This window comes from Arsenophonus sp. PmNCSU2021_1 (genome assembly GCF_036919435.1).
GTDB classification, from domain to species: domain Bacteria; phylum Pseudomonadota; class Gammaproteobacteria; order Enterobacterales; family Enterobacteriaceae; genus Arsenophonus; species Arsenophonus nilaparvatae.
On the sequence record NZ_JAZHPL010000005.1, the window covers coordinates 321579 to 339723 of the forward strand.

Below are 18145 nucleotides of genomic sequence, written 5' to 3' on the forward strand. Positions count from 1 at the left end.
GATGAAAAGTACCGGTCAGGGCCGCTTTCGCGGCGTGCCTTTCTGGGTTTACAAAGAGCAGCGCAGCCGCGGCGGTCGCCGGGTGGTGCGGCGGGAATATCCGTTGCGCGAGCAGGGTGGTGCGGACGATTTAGGAAAAAAACTGCCTGAGCACACCTTCACCCTGTCACTGACCGGCGATGATGTGCAGGCGCAGCGGGTACGGCTGACGCAGGCGCTGAATGCGCCGGGACCGGGCGAGCTGTTGCACCCTGACTGGGGTACGCTGTCGGTGCTGGTTGATAATTTTGAAAGCCGCTACAGCGTCGATAACCAGCGTCTGGTGGAGTTTACCGTCACGGTGGTGCCGGTGGCCGATGAGACCGCCCCTACGGTGGCCCAAGATACCGCCGGGGTGGTCAATCGCCAGGGCGACAGCACACTGGCCGCACTCTTTTCAACCCTGGCTGACGGCTGGCAGGCCTCGCTGCATGACGTGCAGGCGTTAATGGATGGTGTTAGCGAAAAGGCCAACACGCTGGAAAGTGCCCTCAATGGTCTGGGGTTGCTGGCCGATATGCAGAGCTTTAGTACCTCGTTTACCGCCCTGCGCGGCAATATCCAGGGGCTTATCACCACCCCCGACCGCCTGGCGCTGGCCTTAAAGGGCATTTTTCAGGGCATACAGCGCCTGCCGGCTTACCCCCAGCCGGAAAAAATAACAAACCGGGCACGCGCGCCGGTCTCCCCGCAGCCCGGCGCACTCCAGCACCAGATAGTCCAGTTGGCCGACCGGCTGGACAGCGCGCTGGTCCGTCAGGAGCGCCAGCGCGATAGGCAGGGGCTGCAACCGGCCACCCGCGCCACGGTGCAGCTGTTGCACAATACGCTGCGCCTGGCGGTAGCCGTGGTGCAGGTACAGATGTTGTCGTCCCTGCTCACCGCCAGTCTGGCGGCGGTCAGCCCAAACGCACCGGCGCAGGTGTTGCCACGCACGGCCTCGCCCGCCCCGCGCCCGCTCAGTGACAGCGGCAGCGTCTGGCTGGAAAGTACGCCGGATGTGGTGCGCGTCAGTCAGCAGGTCGCGCGCCGCCTGGATGCGTGTGCCCTGACCAGCTCGGCGCTGGGCTATCAGACCCTGGCCTTGCAGGTGCGGGCGTTAAGCCGCGCCTTTGTGGCGGATTTATCCCATCGCGGCGTGGCGTTACCCGGCCTGATCCAGGCCGCAGTGACAACCACCGAGCCAGCGCTGGTGATCCTGTACCGCATCAGCGGCGATGCGCGTGACACGGCGCGCTTTATTCGTCGCAACCGGCTGCGTCATCCGCTGTTTGTGCCGGGGGGCGAGCGCGTGGAGGTGCTCGGTGGCTGAGGTGGCGTTGCGCATCGACAACCGGATTTTCACCCACTGGCTTTCGGTCAGTATTACCCGCGGGCTGTCGCGTCTGGCCGGGGATTTTACCCTCGGGATCATGATGCCCGGCCAGGCGTTGCCCGACAGCCTGCGCGCCGGCGGAACGCTGGCGCTGACCCTTGACGGGCAACCGGTCATCACCGGCTACCTGGACAGGGTATCGCACAAGATGGGAGCCGACGCGGCACAGGTCACGATAAAGGGCCGGGATAAAACCGGCGATCTGGTGGACTGTTCGGCGGTCTATCCGGGCGGTCAATGGCGTCACCGCACCCTGCAACAGATTGCGCAAGACCTATGCAGCCCTTTTGGCATTGCGGTGCGCTGGGCGGTGTCTGATCCCGAGGCCGCCAAACCCTTTACCTCCTTTACCCTTGAACTGTCTGAAAGCGTGGCGGATGTGCTGAGCCGGGCGGCGCGTCACCGGGGCGTTTTGGTGACCAGTGATGCCGCCGGCGATCTGGTGTTTACCCAGGCGGCGAACACCCCCACTGACACCCTGCGTCTGGGTGACAATCTGTTGTCCGCCGAGTACAGCGAGGACTGGCGCGACCGTTACCGCCAGTATCTGATTAAGGGGCATGGCAGCGGAGGCGGTCAAGCGGGCGATGCCAACACCAACGCGCTGCGTGCTGCGCCCAAGGGAGAAAGCGACGATCCCGCGATGGGGCGTTACCGCCGCAAAGTCATTCTGGCTGACAGCACACTGACCCCCGCCACCGCACGGGCGCGCGCGCTGCGGGAAAGCCGCCGGGCATTGGCCCAGTCAGAGCGCTTTACCGCCGTGGTCAAGGGCTGGCAGCGCGAAAGCGGCGAACTGTGGCAGACCAACCAGCTAACCCGCGTCATTGCGCCGCGTCTGTCGATGGTCAGTCGTGACCTGTTGATTAGCCAGGTACAGTTTGATCTCGATGCGGACAACGGGGAACGCACAACGTTAACACTGGCCCCGCGCGAGGCGTTTATCGTGCCGGCTGAGGCGGAGCGTCAGGCCAGCGGGGCTGACGGTGGCGTCGATGGTCTGGTGCGGGCCTGGCTTAATCAGGGGAATAAACTCGATGAGTAATATCGCACTGCAACGCCTGCTTGCCCCGGTGATGCGCGGGATCCGCCTGTTGTTTGGGCGGGGCATCCTGACCGGGGTGAATGACGGCCTGAAAGCGCAAAACGTCCAGTTGACGGCGCTGGACGGCGAAACCTTCGATGAGGTCGAGCGCCCGCAGCAATACGGGCATATCAGTGTGCCGTTGCCGGGGGCTGAGGTGGTGTTTGCCTGCCTGGGCGGCAGTCGTGATCAGGCGACCGTGCTAGTGGTAGAAGACCGGCGTTATCGACCGACCGGGCTGCCCGCCGGGGATAGCGGCCTGTATCACTATGAAGGGCATCGCCTGCGTCTGACTCAGGATGGCCGCTGCATCATCACCTGTAAAACGCTGGAAGTGGTCGCTGAGCAGGAGGTGGTGTTTAACACCCCGACCGCGCGGTTTACCGGTGATGTGGAAATAGCAAAGAGTGTGACTGTGAAGCAGAACATGGCGATAGAAGGCAACGCTGGATCCAAAGGCACCTTCACCGCACCGGAAGCCGTTATCGGCGGTGTCAAACACAGCACCCACCGCCATCAGGAAAATGGCCAGGGCAGTCTGACCGGGGGGCCGCAATGAGCGACGCGGCGCTGCGCTGGATGAATGGCGAGGGGGGGCTGGTACAGGCAGGCGCGGATTTACTCGCCGACGACAGCCTGACGACCACGGTGCTGCTTTGCCTGTTTACCGACCGGCGCGCTGAGGTCTCCGACCGTTTGCCGGATGGCGGCCATGACCGACGCGGATGGTGGGCGGACAGTTACCGCGACCGCCCGATTGGCTCGCGGCTGTGGCTGCTGTCACGGGAAAAGGCGCTGCCTGCGGTATTGGCGCGGGCGGAAGCCTACGCCGATGAGGCGCTGCGTGGCCTGCTGGAGGCCGGGATGATCAGCCAATTACATTGCCAGGCGAGTGCGCCGCTGCCGGGCTGGCTGCGGCTGACCGTGCGACTGACGCTCAAGGACGGCAGTGCGCGCCCGTTTACCTTTAAAGCCCGTTTGGAGGGGATGTAAATGCCGTATCAGATACCCACGCTCGGTGAGCTTATCAGCCAGACGCAGCAGGATGTGGCGCAACGCCTGCCGGGCGCGCTACCGGCCCAGGACAGTCTGCTGGGTGCCGTGGCGATGGCGCAGGCCGGGCTGTCGGCGCTGGAGCATGAGCACCTGGGCTGGATAGCCCGGCAGATTATTCCGAGCGACGCCGATGAGAGCGAGTTGCTCAAACATTGCGCCTTTTGGGGCGTGGTGCGCAAGCAGGCAGCGCGCGCCAGCGGCCCGGTTAGGCTGTCGCTGTATGATGCCGCCAGTGTGCCTGTTGGGGCGCGTTTGCAACGGGCCGACGGCGCGCTTTACCGCCTGACAGACGCCGCCGCGGGCAAGGCCGGCAGCGTAACGGTCAACGTCGAGGCCGACCAGCCGCGGCTGGCGGGGGATTGCGGCGCGGGGCAATCACTCGGTTTTGTCACCCCGGTCGCCGGGGTGGTCCAGCAGGCGCTGACGGAAGCCCCCGGTATTCGTGGCGGCGCTGATCGCGAGCGCGTGGAGGAATTGCTGTCGCGCCTGCTGTATCGGGTGCAGTTTCCGCCGGGCGGCGGCACACGCTGGGATTACGAACGCTGGGCGCGCGAGGTGCCGGGTGTCACCCGTAGCTGGTGTCTGCCTACCTGGAACGGGGCGGGCACGGTGGGCGTGACCTTCGTGATGGACCATCACCCGGATATCTTCCCCGGCCCAGCCGATATTGCGCGGGTGACCGACTATCTCGCGCGCCACCGGGATCCGGCCACCGGCGAGTGGGTCGGCCAACCGGAGGGGCCGACGGTGACGGTGTTTGCGCCAGGGGCAAAAAAGGTCGATATCACGCTGCGTATCGCCCCCAATACCCCGGATAACCAGGCCCGTATCCGCGAGGCGCTCAGGCAACTGTTTTACACGGCGGCCAAGCCGGGCGAAACCCTGTTGCCCTCGGCATTTTGGCGTGTGCTGTCCGGGATAGGCGGACTGGATGATTACGCCCTGAAAAACCCGCTGACGCCGGTCAGTAGCGGAAAAACCGAGCTACTGGTGATGAGGGATATCACATGGCTTTAAAAGCACACCAACGCGCACTGCTGCAACTGCTGCCTAATGGCCTGGCCTGGAACAAAGCGCCGGATACGCTGCTGGCGTCGCTGGCCGACGGCCTGGCCCGCAGCACAGCGCGCGTCACCGAACGCGCCGAGCAATTGCTCAGCGAGCGCTTTCCACTGACCGCCACACGGTTGCTGGCTGACTGGGAGCGTTTTTTAGGGCTGCCTGACTGTGATATCGGCGAGGATGCCGGCATCGATGAGCGCCAGCGCTATGCGGCCAACAAGCTGCGGATGAAACCGAGCCTCAACCGGCAGTTTTACATTGAACTGGCGCGGTCTTACGGCTTTACGGTGAGCCTGAGCACCTTGCCGGATAATCAGTGGGTCACGATGGTGACGATTGAGACCCACGTGGACTATCGCCCAATGCATGTGCTTGACCCGATCACCACGCCGCTGCGTATTTATTATGCAGGAATACTGGAATGCCTGTTAAACCGCTATAAGCCGGCGCATCAGGACTTTCGCTATGTGTATGCTGACAAAAAGGAGAAAGGCTAATGTATTTTTTGGATAACAACAGCGGCATTGCCACCATGCCGCCGCTGAAAGAAACCCAGAGCACCACGCCGTTATGGTTTACCGAGGGCGACGGCCACAAGGGTATCAGCTGGCCGGGGGAAGACTGGTTCAATATCCAGCAAGCCGAACAGCTGGCCTTACTGGACGCCGCGGGCATACGCCCGGATAAGGGCAAGTTAAACCAGTTGACGCTGGCTATCCGGGCCATTATCGGTCAGGAGGCGTTGCTGAAAACCCAGGCATTGGCGGAAATTGCCGCGGCGGGCAAAGGGGCACAGGAAAAGGCGCGTACGCATCTGGGGCTGGGCAAGCTGGCGACCCAGGACGGCATTCAGGAAGCCACGGTGCACCGCAAAGGGATAGTGCAGTTAAACAGTTCCCCTCGCAGCGAGGACGACACTACGGCCGCGACACCCAAGGCGGTCAATGAGCGGGTGAATGCGGTTGTTGACAAAGCGCCATCCGATTTAGATACGCTGAACAAGCTGGCACAGGCCATCAGCAATAACCCGAAATTTGCTGAAAGCGTCATGCAACTTTTGAGTCAAAAACTGGCAAAAAATGAAAATGGGGCCGACATCCCGGACAAAAATCAATTTATAAAAAACCTTGGTTTAACGGAAACGGTAGATTGTGCAAAAAATGCACTGGATAAACGAACGGGTGGTAGCGTCAATGGCAACCTCCATGTGACCCAATCTGTGCATATCGGCGATAACGATTCAGGATTACGGGCTAATGGCGATGGCAACGTGGCATTTTATGCTAATAATGCAAAAGTAGCTTCCTGGAATAATGATCGATTGCATTGGTTAAAGAGTGTAGAAATTGATGGAACCATCAATACTCATAGCAATTTGCATATCTCATGGGGCGGCAGAACCGCGGTTTATCAAGAAAATGGTGATGTAACTGGCCCTATTTGGGGCGGGGCGTTAAGCAGCTGGCTTAATATGCAGATTAACAATCGAGGAGCAAAAAATACAGCTCACCTCGCTACGAATGGATGGTGGAAATGTGGTGACAGCGGCCTTATCAGACAATGGGGCATCACACCACCACTCAATGCCGGACAGATTTATACGGTATCTTTACCTTGTCCCGTCCCTCATGCCATTTTCTCGGCAAACGCGACGGTAAAATACAAAGGTATTGCTCCCGAGGGCAATTTAGGTACTTATGTCGAAATAGTCGGAAAATCGTTAATTATCAGTGCAGATTATACCAGAACAGGGATTAAAGCGCCGAGAACATGGGAGCTGGTTTGCTACTAACTCAACATTATCAGGCCGCCCTGACAATGTAGTTAAACGCGACATTTCGCGGGCGGGTTTCGCTACCGCCTGCATTAGACGTTGTTTTGTCAATGAATAGAAAAGAATCATTATCTCCATCCGTAGCACGTGAACCTGTATCTGCATTATACCCTACAGGCATTTTTTCTTTATTGTTTGCGTGGCCTAGTGGACCATCATCTTCAACATAATACCTGTCCCGATAACCATGAGCGTGGCTCTCGAGTGATGCAGTTTCAGACGATAAAACCTTACGCCTAGGATTCACGCCTCGCCCAGCATCCCAGCCACGAATAAACTCACCACGTAAATCAGGGAGTTTTCCTGATGGATAGGCGAGTGCTAAAAGCGGGTATTTTTTCTTATCGAATGGCTCACCGTTGCAGATAAACCAACCGGTCGGCGCTCTTTCAGCAGGCCAAGGCAGGGGAATACCTACCGGGATTTCGACACGCAATACTTCGGGTGTAACAGCATGAACATCTGTGGCAGTTAGCTGCACATCCTGAGTGAGAGTTTTGCCGTTAATTTTACGCTGATTGGGTGTGGCATTTTTAGCCAGATTTACCGTTTCTAACAAACCAAGGTTTTATTGAATTCAGAATTTAGCTAATATTTTGACCAAAACCAGGCATAATAAGTCTTTTAGAGGAAGGTTAAGGGGCTAAAATGGCAAAAATAGGCTATATGAGGGTGTCAAAAAATGACCAAAACACCGATTTACAGCAAAAATCCTTGATTTGCGCAAATTGTGAACAGATTTTTGAGGATAAAATCAGCGGAAAAACAGACCAGAGACCCGGATTAAAACGTGCTCTAAACGCACTGAAATCGGGTGACACATTGGTGGTCTGGAAGCTGGATAGACTGGGTCGCAGCATTAAACATTTGATTACTTTAATATCCAAACTTGAAGATGAAGGCATTCATTTTCATAGTTTAACGGATTCTATCGACACCTCTTCGTCAGCAGGTCGTTTTTTCTTTCATGTGATGAGTGCCTTGGCGCAAATGGAGCGGGAGCTTATTGTTGAACGTACTCAGGCAGGTTTGGCTGCAGCGAGAAGCAGAGGACGAAGAAAAAAAACCGCTTTACCACGACGGCTGAACTTATGTTGCAACTCTCAACTGCAAAACGACAAAATAAGCTCAAACAATATCTATCACGTTCGGTGATGGCCCCGAAGTTATTGATCATAGATTAGATTGCATATCTACCGTTTGGGCGAGAGGAAGCAAACCTATTTTTCAATGTGATTGCCAAACGTTAGCAAAGACTTGAAAAATTTAGTGGAGTGTGAGACTAAAGAGACTGTATTTATTTAAGGGGGATAATAATGAGTGAATTTTCGGGAAAGGATTTATATCAAATAAAAATCACACTAATTGATAGTAAACCACTAATTTGGCGACGTTTGATCGTTCTGAAGACAATACCTCTTGATGAACTACACATGGTTATACAATTAGCTATGGGTTGTACAAATGATCATTTGTACAGTTTTGAAAAAGGAGATTTGCGATATGGAATGATTATGGACGATTTTAAAGAAACATATCTGCAAGATAGTACAGGTGTGCCTTTGAGCAAACTCCTTCGTAAGAAAGGAGAAAAAATGGTTTACTTATACGATTTCGGAGACAACTGGGATCATTGCATTTTGCTTGAAGAATCATCATTGCCTGATCAGGAATTACTCCAGCTCCCCATCTGTATAAAGGGAGCGGAAGCCTGCCCATCTGAAGACTCTGGGGGGCTTTGGGGATATTACCAAAAGCTCAAAGATATTCAAGATGTTGATAATCCAGAGCGTGAAGAATTACACGAGTGGCTAATGTGCGACATAGCTGAACGAGCATATGACCTTAAAACTATCAATCAGCGGTTGATTAATTTTTACTCTTGAAATATACACATGGAGTGTCCATAGTTCAAAAGGTAGCATTTTAAGTGCTACCTCTGAGACTAAGGTGAGAACATGAGTGCTCTATTGACGAGCAGTTTGGTTAATAAATATTCGCTATCTTGCCCTCGCTGGGACACAGCATCAAGAATTTAATCGGTTTAATCTCTGAATTGAAAGATAAAGGGATTCATTTTCATAGTTTGACAGATTCTATCAACATCTATTCGTAAGTAGGGCGTTCTTTTATGTGATGAACGCTTTGGGGCTAATGGAGCTTACAGCGGCGAGAAGCAGAGAGAGCGTATCGGCGGTAGGTCTTGCTCATTTATCTTATGTATAGGAACAGTAGGCTCAAGAATTACTTGAGTCCTGCCATAGTAGAAAAAAGCTTGTATTACTTTATCTAGTTTCATCGGCCATCATCTACAAATATTGTCCCGTTGATCGTACCACTAGAACAGACCAAAGTGCCTCCGATGAAAAATAACAGTGTAATTCCGTTGCACTGATGGAAACAAGAGTAGCTCACCATTTATCGCACGTTTTGGCTTCAAATATCGCACGCCGCATCAATATATGGGCCGGTATGGGCATGGGAAAAACAGCAGCAACCCTGACGGCGTTAGAAAATCTCTATCTAGCAGGCAGCGAAACCAAACCCACATTGGTGTTAGCCCCTTTACGGGTAGCCCAATCTACCTGGCCGGATGAAGCGCTTAAATGGAACCACCTGCGTAATATTGAAGTGCAACCCATCATTGGCACCGCCAAAACACGGATGGCGGCACTCAAAAATACCCATGCCAGCGTATTTACGGTCAATTATGACAATCTCGTCTGGCTGGTTGACATCCTTGGGGACAGTTGGCCTTTTGGCACAATTATTGCCGATGAGAGCACCCGGTTAAAATCATTCCGGTTACGCAAAGGGGGTAAACGCACCGCAGCCCTCGCCAAAATCGCGCATAAATCTGTTCATCGCTGGGTAAATCTAACCGGTACGCCTTCACCCAATGGCTTGATGGACTTATGGGGGCAAGCGTGGTTTGTAGACCAGGGCGAACGGCTAGGCAGAACCCATAATGCGTTTACGTCTCGCTGGTTTAATCGCATCCAATTTCCTGGGCAACAGTGGAGCAGGTTTGAGCCTTTAGGATTTGCGCATCTACAAATTCAGTTAGCCCTGAGTGATGTCACGCTATCCCTTAATGCCGCCGATTGGTTTGATATCGATGAACCGATACACAACGTTATCAACGTTACGCTACCCACAAAAGCCCGAGCACACTATCAGGCGATGGAAAAAGAACTGTTTCTTGAGTTGGGCGATAGCGCTATTGAAGCGTTAAATGCCGCGGCAAAAACAATAAAATGTTTGCAAATTGCAGCAGGCGCTATTTATAGCGATGACAATCACAACTGGATAGCGATACACGATGCCAAAATCCAGGCACTGGAAAGTATTGTGAATGAATCCGGAGGGATGCCAGTACTGGTTGCTTATCACTGGAAACATGACCTGGAGCGTTTATTAAAAGCGTTTCCAAAAGGCAAAATGTTAGACGCTAACCCCCAAACCCTTACCGACTGGAATAGTGGCAAAATTCCGTTGCTTTTTGCCCACCCCGCAAGCTGTGAACACGGCTTAAATTTACAGGACGGCGGTAACATTCTGGTTTTTTTCTCCCATTGGTGGGATTTAGAACAGTACCAGCAAATTATCGAACGTATCGGCCCTACGCGTCAAGCGCAAGCCGGACACAATCGCCCTGTCTTTATTCACCATATCGTCGCTAAAGATACGCTTGACGAAGTGGTGATGGCGCGCCGTAATTCAAAACGGGCAATACAGGATTTATTACTCGAAGCAATGAAAAGGAAATAAAAAAGACCAGAGCTAGGCTGGCCAACACCAGGGAAAAAATTGTGAATAGCAAACACACAACCAAATAATTATACAAGAAAAATAAAGAATTAACCTTAAATTTACAAATATTTATACATTTAAATCAAATAGTTATCATTAACATTATTATTCTTATTAACAACGGAGAACTTACCATGTGGATTTTAATCTTGGCCATGTACGCCAGTCCTTACGCATCCAGTAACTTTGCAAGTGTCAATGCCAACTGAATTCTGATCCACTTTGCTAAAGTAAAACTGATCCACCCCCTTTAATTTACTCGCTAAGTTCCGGTTTCAATTTTTTATGTAGCTGACCGCTTTTTAGCTTGTCTTTTAACCGATAACTTTGTCCACTAATCTGTACAATATGTGCATGGTGCAGCAATCTATCCAGCATAGCCGCTGTTAGCGTCTTATCGTCACCAAATGTACTTGACCACTGAGCAAAAGACAGATTACTAGTTAAGAGCACACTACCCGCTTCATATCGCTTTGCCACCACCTGGAAGAACAGGTTTGCTTCTTCCTTGCCAAAAGGTAAATAGCCAACTTCATCGATAATCAATAGTCTAGGTTTACTGATAACTCGGGTAAGATATCCTTTAAGGTCACCTTGTCGATGAGAGGTAAGCAGCTGCAACATCATGTCCGCCGCAGTTAGAAAACGGATGCTTAATCCCTGCATCGCAGCCCTATAGCTGATGGCAGTAGCAAGGTGGGTCTTACCGACACCAGACGGACCTAGCAACACGATATTCTCCTGGCGCTCAATAAAAGCCAGTCCAGCCAGTTCCTGTATTTGGTTACGGGGAACACCGCTGGCATATTTGTAATCAAACTGCTCCAACGTCTTTATCACTGGCAGCCCAGATAAACGGAGTATCGTTTGACGCCGACGTTCAGTAAGTCCTTCATACTGGTGTCGTAAAACAGACTCTAGAAAGTCAGCGAGTGTACCGTTCTTGTCGACAGTTCCTTGCGCTACAGCTGGCCACTCTGTGCTTAGTCTGTCCAGTTTAAGCTGCTGGCAGAGTTTTTCGATGCGTTCATACTGAAGACTCATATCGGCATCTCCAGAATCGACTGATAGACGGACAAAGGATGTTGTAGGCTCTCGATAGGAATGGGGCGAGTCTGATGTATCGGTAAAGGAAATGCTTGCATGACTTTCGGCAGCGGCAACAGTGCCAAGCGTTCTTGTAGCATACGCTCTTCCGGCGATACACCCGTAGTGCCGTGTTTACGTACATTAGCTATTGTACTCAGCCAGTCTCCAATACGTGAGTTGGCGGCGGTAGCATCCAAAGTAAGCCCTGCCTGACGAAATAACGCGGTTAGTGGAACAATGAAACTGTTCTTAAGATAGTGATTAAAAGGTTCAACCTTACCTTTAGTCTTCGCCCTGTATGGACGGCAGATTTTCGGACTGAAAGCATATTTTTCGGCAAGCTTGATAAGCTGTGGGTTCCAGCGGTGTTTACAAGGACCATAAACATCATGCTCAATGATAATGGTCTTCGCATTATCAAATAGCAGCTGACGAGGGGTACCGCCAAAATACTGTAGGGCTGACTCAATCCCGTCGCCCCAGGCTGCTGAATTTTGACAGGTGTAAAACCTAACAAAAGTGGAGCGACTCTAGCCTAACGTGGCAACGAATGCCATCAAAGGATTCTTCCCCTGTCTGATAATCGTGAAGTCAACCTGCATCTGTTCACTGGGTTCAGTCTCAAAGCGGACAACATCTTCAATAACGGTTTTTTTCGTAGGATGAAGAAAAGCGGTCAGCAAGCTATAGCTGCCTGTGTAACCTCGTTCACGGATCTCCCGTAGCAATACGCAGGCCGGTATCCAATCAGGTCTGGCCGCCTCTACGCGTTCGAGAATATATACCTTGAAGGGATCCAACTTACCGGGTCTAGGCGCTCTCGATTTATAACGCATATTCGCCGCCGCTTCAGTGCTACGAAGATATCGCCTCACGGTTACTCTTGAGCATGAAAGCCGTCGCGCAATCGCACGTATAGACATACCCTGGCGATGTAAAACAGAAATTTCCACTCTGATCTCCAATGTTATCATCGGCAGTACCTTAAAACTGCCATATTTACTCTTAGTGGATCAGTTTTACATTAGCAAGTGGATCATTTTTACATTGGTAGCGACAGCAAGTCTTCATACTCAGGAATTTGACACTGAAAATATGTGTCAATTTGCCGCTAAGCAGTTTCAGCGGGAATTTGAAACTTTCAAGGATATTAACGCCAAAGCGATTTGCGTTAAGAAATAAGCTAATTTTACCGAGGTTCAACCATGAAACTTAACATCATCAAATTACTAATCACGACATTACCACGAGTTTCGCACGGGCATATAAAATTCTAGAAATGGCTTCAGAACAATAATTAATCTGTAACTTGCTAAGACGTATAAATTTACTTAAATTACAATAAGTTATTTTTAATTTATGAGATTTTTTCTATTTATATATTATGCTGAATTAAACTTAAAAATAGAGCGTTTTTTTATTAGTGCGAAACTCGTGATTACTTTTTATCAGTGCAGCGTTCGCCTTCGAAATGGTAGTAGGACATCTTGCACACGCCGATACCGTCATCGACCCGCAAATCAGGTTTAAACGTGGCGAATTAGGCAATATTCATTTAGGCGGACAAGAGCTACTGGTTATTCGCATCATGATAGCACCTGCACTCTTAATCTATTTGGGGATATTCCTCGACACATTGAAGAAATAGCATAGAGAGAATAAGCATTATTCCACCTGAATTTTCCTACTCTAATTAACCTGAGTTCGGGATAAGCGTTAGTTATGAGAAAATAAAAATAGCTCATTTATCAATAAAAACCTTTTAAAATCAATAAAATGATAAAAAAAGGAATATTTTTAGTTGGTTGTAGGTTAAAAAATAAGCTATTTTCTCTGCTAAAATCATGAAAAAAGCCAAAATTTAGCACTGTTTTATGTAATAATTTTAATTTAAGTAATTGAATATATAATGAAAAAATTTATATTCCTTATCCCGAACTCAGGTTAATTAGCAATATCGAAAGGTAAGCGTTTAGCCATTAAAAAAGACCAGCTCGGGGATGGCCAACACCAGGGAAAATTACGTTGTGAGTTTTTCAATGAGGACATAAACGTGAATAATAATTCTATGTTTATTACAGATGAACAAATGAAAGAGTTAACAGGCTATCAGAAACCATCCAAACAATGCAAAGTTTTGGAAGAAGCGGGAATATTTTTTATTAAGAGGCCTGATGGTCGCCCCAAAACGACATGGGAGCATTTCAATAACCCCTCTTCAAAAAAATTTGATATTAATTTTGCTGAGAAACCAAATTTCGGAGCTATGTAGTTATGTCTGGGAAACGAAAAAATCCTGCTGATAATTGGATGCCCCCACGTGTATTTCGTGGAAGAGCTGCATACGAGTTTAAACACCCAAATGGTCGTACAATTCGTTTATGTGCTCTAAATCACGAGTTTCGCACCAATAAAAAAACGCTCTATTTTTAAGTTTAATTCAGCATAATATATAAATAGAAAAAATCTCATAAATTGAAAATAACTTATTGTAATTTAAGTAAATTTATACGTCTTAGCAAGTTACAGATTAATTATTGTTCTGAAGCCATTTCTAGAATTTTATATGCCCGTGCGAAACTCGTGTAAATGTAGATAAATCTGTTGTTTGGAGTCACTATGAACAATACGTTAATGACGAGAAACATATTTTTAATTATGAATCGCTGATTAATCAATTTCTATGTTCAGCAGATTTTATCGAATTATCGAAAGACACGCAGAATGACTATCAAAAATATTCCAAAAAAGTTATTCCTGTTTTTGGCAAAATGAAGCCGGATAATATTAAACCTGAACATATTAGAAAGTATATGGATAAAAGAGGATTAAAGAGTAGAACACAGGCCAACACGAGTTTCGCACAAAACTAATTTGGGTACGCTAATAAAACACGGATTTGCTCAGTAATAGCACTTTTGATTACGTCCCAATTTTGTTGATAAAGGGTTATTTTTTCAGATATACGACGTTTATGTTGTTCAAACCACGCAGAAATAGCGAGAAAAATATGATTTCTTTGCGCTCGGCTCGTGCGAGCCTGACAGCGTTCAATACCACAGTTTTGTTTAACTTCTCGATGATAAACTTCAACAGACCAACGGGCATCCATGATAGATTTGAGGTATTGACGGGTGGGATTCTCTTTGTTTGTTACTATGTAATCAATACGGCCGTTTTTGGCTGTAAATTTGAAAACGGTTACCCAACCATATCCTCGCAAGTGTATTGACGTTCCTTCTTCTGAGATGTCTAACTTGTTCAGTTGTTTGTTATGGTTAACAATCCTATTTTTCCTCAGCGTGTTTACCCAGATCCAACCATGAGAGCGAATTGATTTCAGGTTATCCAGGCTAGAATACCAAGCATCCATCACTACGGCTTCTGGCATGATCCCTCTTTTTTTAGCAAGAGTGAGCATTTCGGAAAAGTGCGTGTTTTTTATTTTTCCATCAGAATCTTTATCATAAATACGATAATTGATAGGAATTGATTCAACCTTCGTCAGATCATGCCAAAGCAAATTAACTAAACCTATGCCAGCAATAACCTCATGTTCATTACCTGAACACGAGTTTCGCACCAATAAAAAAACGCTCTATTTTTAAGTTTAATTCAGCATAATATGTAAATAGATAAAACCTTATAAATTAAATATAACTTATTGTAAATTAAGTGAATTTATGCATTTCAGTAACTTGCAGATTAATCATTACTTTTAAGCCATTTCTAGAATTTTATAGGCCTGTGCGAAACTCGTGCTGAATATTGATAATGGACCATCTCTATTTTTTTACTACGTGTTTTGGCAATCAATGTATCATCGGCAATTAGTACGCAAGGGCTTTTTTTGTCTATAGAAGGTTCAACTAATCGCCATAGGTCTTTAGGTCTAAAACATCTACTTTTTAGCCATCGGCTAACAGTGTCATGAGATAAAGGCGATGGGCTTACTTCTGATAACGCTAAACCAGAGTATCTTAAACTGCTTACTTGTAAGAATGTTTTATAGATATCTTTAATACATGGATAACCCGACAAAATATGAACACCCTGATTTTTTCTTGTTTTTAAATTTATACTTCTTTTTTGGAGATTGCGAAACTCGTGTATAGTACTTAAAAGAGCCATAAAGATATGACTCTTTTATTATGAGTATCATAATATTGCTTACAGATTAGCTACCCATTAGGTATTAGTACATTAATTAATTGCGGTTTAATAATATACCTCGCCACTGTTTCATGACTAACAAATGTGGTGCTGCAATTGACATTTTGGCATTGATTATAGTTTTCTTTGGTTTCGTTGGTGATGATGTATCGGTGAGATTATAATTTTCCCAATATAACCGCTTTTAAGTTATTTATACTTTTGGGAAAGTGATTACGTACGCATGGATTTTTAGTGTTTAAGATTTTGTTTTGTAAAAACACAAGTCATAGAGGTTAGTTGGGATGGAACAATTAGAGTTACCTCTTATCTCGCGAGAGGAAAATAATGAACTTGATGCTATTTTAATAAAAATTTTATCCTCATAAGATTTAGTTCACATTTTAAATGCTTTGTTTGCAAATTTTATTTAACTAAAGAGAAACATTTAATAATATTCTGAATAATAAAAAAATAACCATATTTATGGTGAATATATGTTCAATAAAGTATTAAGTGTTTTTCATCACAATAAGTTCAGTGTATCTGCTGCATTATCGGAAAAAAACGATATAGAAAATAAAAATATTAAACTAGGAAAGCTAATTGGAGAGGGAATTGAGGGGAAAATATATCGAGATGCTAATAATAAAAATTTTATATTAAAGAAATAATATGCTGATGATATCCATTACATAGAATCTTTCGCTAGAGAAGAAGTGAACTGTTTTAATAAATATTATGGAGAAGGCTCTGCGGCCTTATTAGAAAGTAAGGGTACATTTTACATTAGAATGTATAAAATACCAGGGGTACCACTTAGTAGCATTAATGACAACATATTTCCACCCACTGCGCAGGAGCGCTTTCGGCATATGATCTGCGATTTAGGTGATAAGGGCATAATGCATGATGATTTAAATTTTAAAAATATTCTATATGATATAGAAAGCAACACATTTTATCCAATAGACTTTTCTAACCGATATGAAGAGTATCACAGTGGAAATAATGCGATCAAAGATTCAATAAATAATAGTTCACAAATGAGATATAGTTGGGCACTTGAGCATATTATTGAAAATACCTACAAGCCATAAAGATTGTAGCAACTTAGTGCTGATAGATATGGTATAAAAACTGTTGAATCGAATTTGAGTTATTACATCTTCCATAGCTCAAAAAATCTGGTAAGTAACAGATGCCGTAAGTCTGGAAAGGCTTACGGTCATCGATTGGAAGAAAATTAAATATTATCATACTAAAAATTATCGTTTTGCCTTTGAGGGAATGAGTCAAACTCTGTCTGATTTTCTGCTGACCGGCAAAGCCAACTTCGCTGATTTTACCAAATCGGTACTTGAAATGATTGTCAAAATGATGACCCAAATGGCAATCTTAAACGCGATGGAATCAGCCTTTGGTGGAACTGGTTTTGGCAGTTTTTTAGGTCTTAAGGGGCATGCATCTGGTGGCTATACTGGCGATGGTAATAAATACGATATTGGTGGTTATGTTCACAAGGGTGAATTTGTATTTACCAAGGAAGCTACTAGCCGCCTTGACGTAGCTAATCTCTATCACTTAATGAATAACACAAAAAAAGGTTATGCGACCGGTGGTTATGTTGGCCCTGCAGCAACCCCGATGTATGGCATGCAGCCGGTCGCAGGGGGTGTGAATGTCAATTTGGGTGGTATTCATCTCGATAGTCAACCGCAACAATCTGGTCACACCAATATGGATATGCGTTTAGCAGAACAATCATTGACGCGGAAAATCAAGTCTGTATTAGTGGCTGAAAGCCGCGATGGCGGTGATTTACATAAGATTATCAAAGCGGTTAATGGCAGGTAGTATTAAATCCTGTCTAAGTAACAAATAATGCCTTCTGTTTGCTTCATTTTACTCCGCATTTTAGTTAAAATTTTCAGATTTGATTAATTCGAGGATGTAATAAATGGAAGTAATACTTTATGCTATTTTTTTAGGGCTGATACCCGCCATTATAGCAAATAGCAAAGGGCGATCATTTGCACTGTGGTGGCTTTATGGCACACTGATTTTTATCGTTGCGCTAGTGCATTCTATTTTGATCAGAAAAGATAATCATGTAATTGAAAAGCGGCTAGCGTCTGATGGACTGGTTAAATGTCCATTTTGTGCTGAAATGATCAAACATGAAGCCATCAAATGTAAGCATTGTGCTAGCGACTTACCAAAAGCGCAATTACACGCTTCCAACCATCCAACTGACTTCGATGTAACCGCATTAACTATTAGAAAAAAAGAGGGTTACCTGATTAATGATGATGAAGTAAAAAAGTTTGTTGAATATTTACTTAAAAAATCATCAGAACAGTGTGACATTGATGTTGAATTTAAGGATGAAATTAATTCCGTCAGAGCAGCACTACCTAGTGAGGTACATGAATCATTTGATAGAAGAATAAAGTACTGGCAGTCAGCATTGATAAACTAAAGTATTAGCTCCGGTTGGGGCTTTTCTTTTCCCTTGTATCTTGAAATTTGGTTATAATAATAGCGATTAGATTTGGCAAGGTGTATGTAATCCGATTGTCCCTGGGGTTTATAGCCCGTAGCAAAGCGAATGATGCATACACTTAGCCACTCATCTGAA

Annotated in this window: 20 protein-coding genes and 4 pseudogenes; 18 read left to right on the top strand and 6 right to left on the bottom strand. The window is 47.0% G+C overall.

Annotated features, from left to right (window positions below; genetic code table 11):
• Position 1: 1 nt before the first annotated feature.
• Genes V3224_RS12310 through V3224_RS12340 form a run of 7 tightly spaced genes read left to right on the top strand, consistent with a single transcriptional unit; the run spans position 2 to position 6408 of the window.
• Entirely contained in the window at positions 2–1351 is a 1350-nt protein-coding gene (locus V3224_RS12310) for a DNA circularization protein (protein ID WP_334468791.1), read from the top strand.
• Complete coding sequence (locus tag V3224_RS12315) at positions 1344–2459, top strand: phage baseplate assembly protein (protein ID WP_334468793.1); 1116 nt, start codon at positions 1344–1346, stop codon at positions 2457–2459. Before V3224_RS12310 ends, V3224_RS12315 begins: the two co-directional genes overlap by 8 nt.
• A complete protein-coding gene (locus V3224_RS12320; protein ID WP_334468795.1) occupies positions 2452–3057 on the top strand; it encodes a phage baseplate assembly protein V in 606 nt (201 codons plus the stop codon). The genes V3224_RS12315 and V3224_RS12320 overlap by 8 nt, the downstream gene beginning before the upstream one ends.
• Positions 3054–3491 (top strand): phage GP46 family protein, encoded by a 438-nt coding sequence (locus V3224_RS12325; RefSeq protein WP_334468797.1) that lies wholly within the window; start codon positions 3054–3056, stop codon positions 3489–3491. Before V3224_RS12320 ends, V3224_RS12325 begins: the two co-directional genes overlap by 4 nt.
• Positions 3492–4571, top strand: coding sequence for a baseplate J/gp47 family protein (locus V3224_RS12330; protein WP_334468798.1), 1080 nt, complete (start codon positions 3492–3494; stop codon positions 4569–4571).
• Positions 4562–5113 carry a putative phage tail protein gene (locus V3224_RS12335; protein WP_334468800.1) on the top strand — a complete coding sequence of 184 codons (552 nt, stop codon included), beginning with the start codon at positions 4562–4564 and terminating at the stop codon, positions 5111–5113. Before V3224_RS12330 ends, V3224_RS12335 begins: the two co-directional genes overlap by 10 nt.
• Positions 5113–6408, top strand: coding sequence for a phage tail protein (locus V3224_RS12340; protein ID WP_334470791.1), 1296 nt, complete (start codon positions 5113–5115; stop codon positions 6406–6408). Before V3224_RS12335 ends, V3224_RS12340 begins: the two co-directional genes overlap by 1 nt.
• Before the next feature lie 10 nt (positions 6409–6418).
• On the opposite strand, the gene V3224_RS12345 is transcribed toward V3224_RS12340, so the two are convergent.
• A complete protein-coding gene (locus V3224_RS12345) occupies positions 6419–7009 on the bottom strand; it encodes a tail fiber protein (RefSeq protein ID WP_334469890.1) in 591 nt (196 codons plus the stop codon).
• A gap of 89 nt (positions 7010–7098) precedes the next feature.
• Here V3224_RS12345 and V3224_RS12350 point away from each other — a divergent pair.
• From V3224_RS12350 to V3224_RS12365, 4 genes and pseudogenes are all read left to right on the top strand, one after another.
• A pseudogene (locus tag V3224_RS12350) lies at positions 7099–7506 on the top strand (recombinase family protein); the annotation flags it as partial.
• A gap of 2 nt (positions 7507–7508) precedes the next feature.
• Positions 7509–7697 (top strand): annotated as a pseudogene (locus V3224_RS12355) (ATP-binding protein); the annotation flags it as partial.
• Positions 7698–7766: 69 nt separating this feature from the next.
• Positions 7767–8336 carry a plasmid pRiA4b ORF-3 family protein gene (locus V3224_RS12360; protein ID WP_334470793.1) on the top strand — a complete coding sequence of 190 codons (570 nt, stop codon included), beginning with the start codon at positions 7767–7769 and terminating at the stop codon, positions 8334–8336.
• A 508-nt stretch (positions 8337–8844) separates the two neighbouring features.
• A complete protein-coding gene (locus V3224_RS12365) occupies positions 8845–10221 on the top strand; it encodes a DEAD/DEAH box helicase (RefSeq protein ID WP_334470795.1) in 1377 nt (458 codons plus the stop codon).
• Positions 10222–10518: 297 nt separating this feature from the next.
• On the opposite strand, the gene istB is transcribed toward V3224_RS12365, so the two are convergent.
• A complete protein-coding gene (gene istB / locus V3224_RS12370) occupies positions 10519–11307 on the bottom strand; it encodes an IS21-like element helper ATPase IstB (RefSeq protein WP_334470797.1) in 789 nt (262 codons plus the stop codon).
• A pseudogene (gene istA / locus V3224_RS12375) lies at positions 11304–12326 on the bottom strand (IS21 family transposase). The gene istB and the pseudogene istA overlap by 4 nt, the downstream one beginning before the upstream one ends.
• Positions 12327–12823: 497 nt before the next feature.
• Between istA and V3224_RS12380 the strand changes: the two are divergent.
• From V3224_RS12380 to V3224_RS12395, 3 genes are all read left to right on the top strand, one after another.
• Complete coding sequence (locus V3224_RS12380; RefSeq protein WP_334470799.1) at positions 12824–13000, top strand: hypothetical protein; 177 nt, start codon at positions 12824–12826, stop codon at positions 12998–13000.
• 405 nt (positions 13001–13405) lie between these two features.
• On the top strand, positions 13406–13624 hold the full coding sequence (locus V3224_RS12385; protein WP_310513192.1) for a DUF4224 domain-containing protein: 219 nt from the start codon (positions 13406–13408) through the stop codon (positions 13622–13624).
• 427 nt (positions 13625–14051) lie between these two features.
• Positions 14052–14225 (top strand): hypothetical protein, encoded by a 174-nt coding sequence (locus V3224_RS12395; RefSeq protein ID WP_334470915.1) that lies wholly within the window; start codon positions 14052–14054, stop codon positions 14223–14225.
• On the opposite strand, the gene V3224_RS12400 is transcribed toward V3224_RS12395, so the two are convergent.
• The 3 genes and pseudogenes from V3224_RS12400 to V3224_RS12410 all read right to left on the bottom strand — a co-directional run bounded on the left by V3224_RS12400 (position 14222) and on the right by V3224_RS12410 (position 15671).
• Positions 14222–14938, bottom strand: a complete 717-nt coding sequence (locus tag V3224_RS12400) for an IS701 family transposase (protein WP_442890301.1) — start codon at positions 14936–14938, stop codon at positions 14222–14224. The two genes, V3224_RS12395 and V3224_RS12400, sit on opposite strands and share 4 nt — an antisense overlap.
• A 179-nt stretch (positions 14939–15117) precedes the next feature.
• Positions 15118–15393 (bottom strand): annotated as a pseudogene (locus V3224_RS12405) (IS701 family transposase); the annotation flags it as partial.
• Between the two features lie 140 nt (positions 15394–15533).
• Entirely contained in the window at positions 15534–15671 is a 138-nt protein-coding gene (locus V3224_RS12410) for an ogr/Delta-like zinc finger family protein (protein WP_072012851.1), read from the bottom strand.
• 330 nt (positions 15672–16001) lie between these two features.
• Between V3224_RS12410 and V3224_RS12415 the strand changes: the two genes are divergently transcribed.
• From V3224_RS12415 to V3224_RS12430, 4 genes are all read left to right on the top strand, one after another.
• Entirely contained in the window at positions 16002–16178 is a 177-nt protein-coding gene (locus tag V3224_RS12415; RefSeq protein WP_334470805.1) for a hypothetical protein, read from the top strand.
• A 21-nt stretch (positions 16179–16199) separates the two neighbouring features.
• Positions 16200–16604, top strand: coding sequence for an OspG family effector kinase (locus V3224_RS12420; RefSeq protein WP_442890325.1), 405 nt, complete (start codon positions 16200–16202; stop codon positions 16602–16604).
• A 190-nt stretch (positions 16605–16794) separates the two neighbouring features.
• Positions 16795–17361, top strand: a complete 567-nt coding sequence (locus V3224_RS12425; protein ID WP_334470809.1) for a phage tail tape measure C-terminal domain-containing protein — start codon at positions 16795–16797, stop codon at positions 17359–17361.
• 103 nt (positions 17362–17464) lie between these two features.
• Positions 17465–17986 carry a zinc ribbon domain-containing protein gene (locus tag V3224_RS12430; RefSeq protein ID WP_334470811.1) on the top strand — a complete coding sequence of 174 codons (522 nt, stop codon included), beginning with the start codon at positions 17465–17467 and terminating at the stop codon, positions 17984–17986.
• Positions 17987–18145 lie beyond the last annotated feature (159 nt).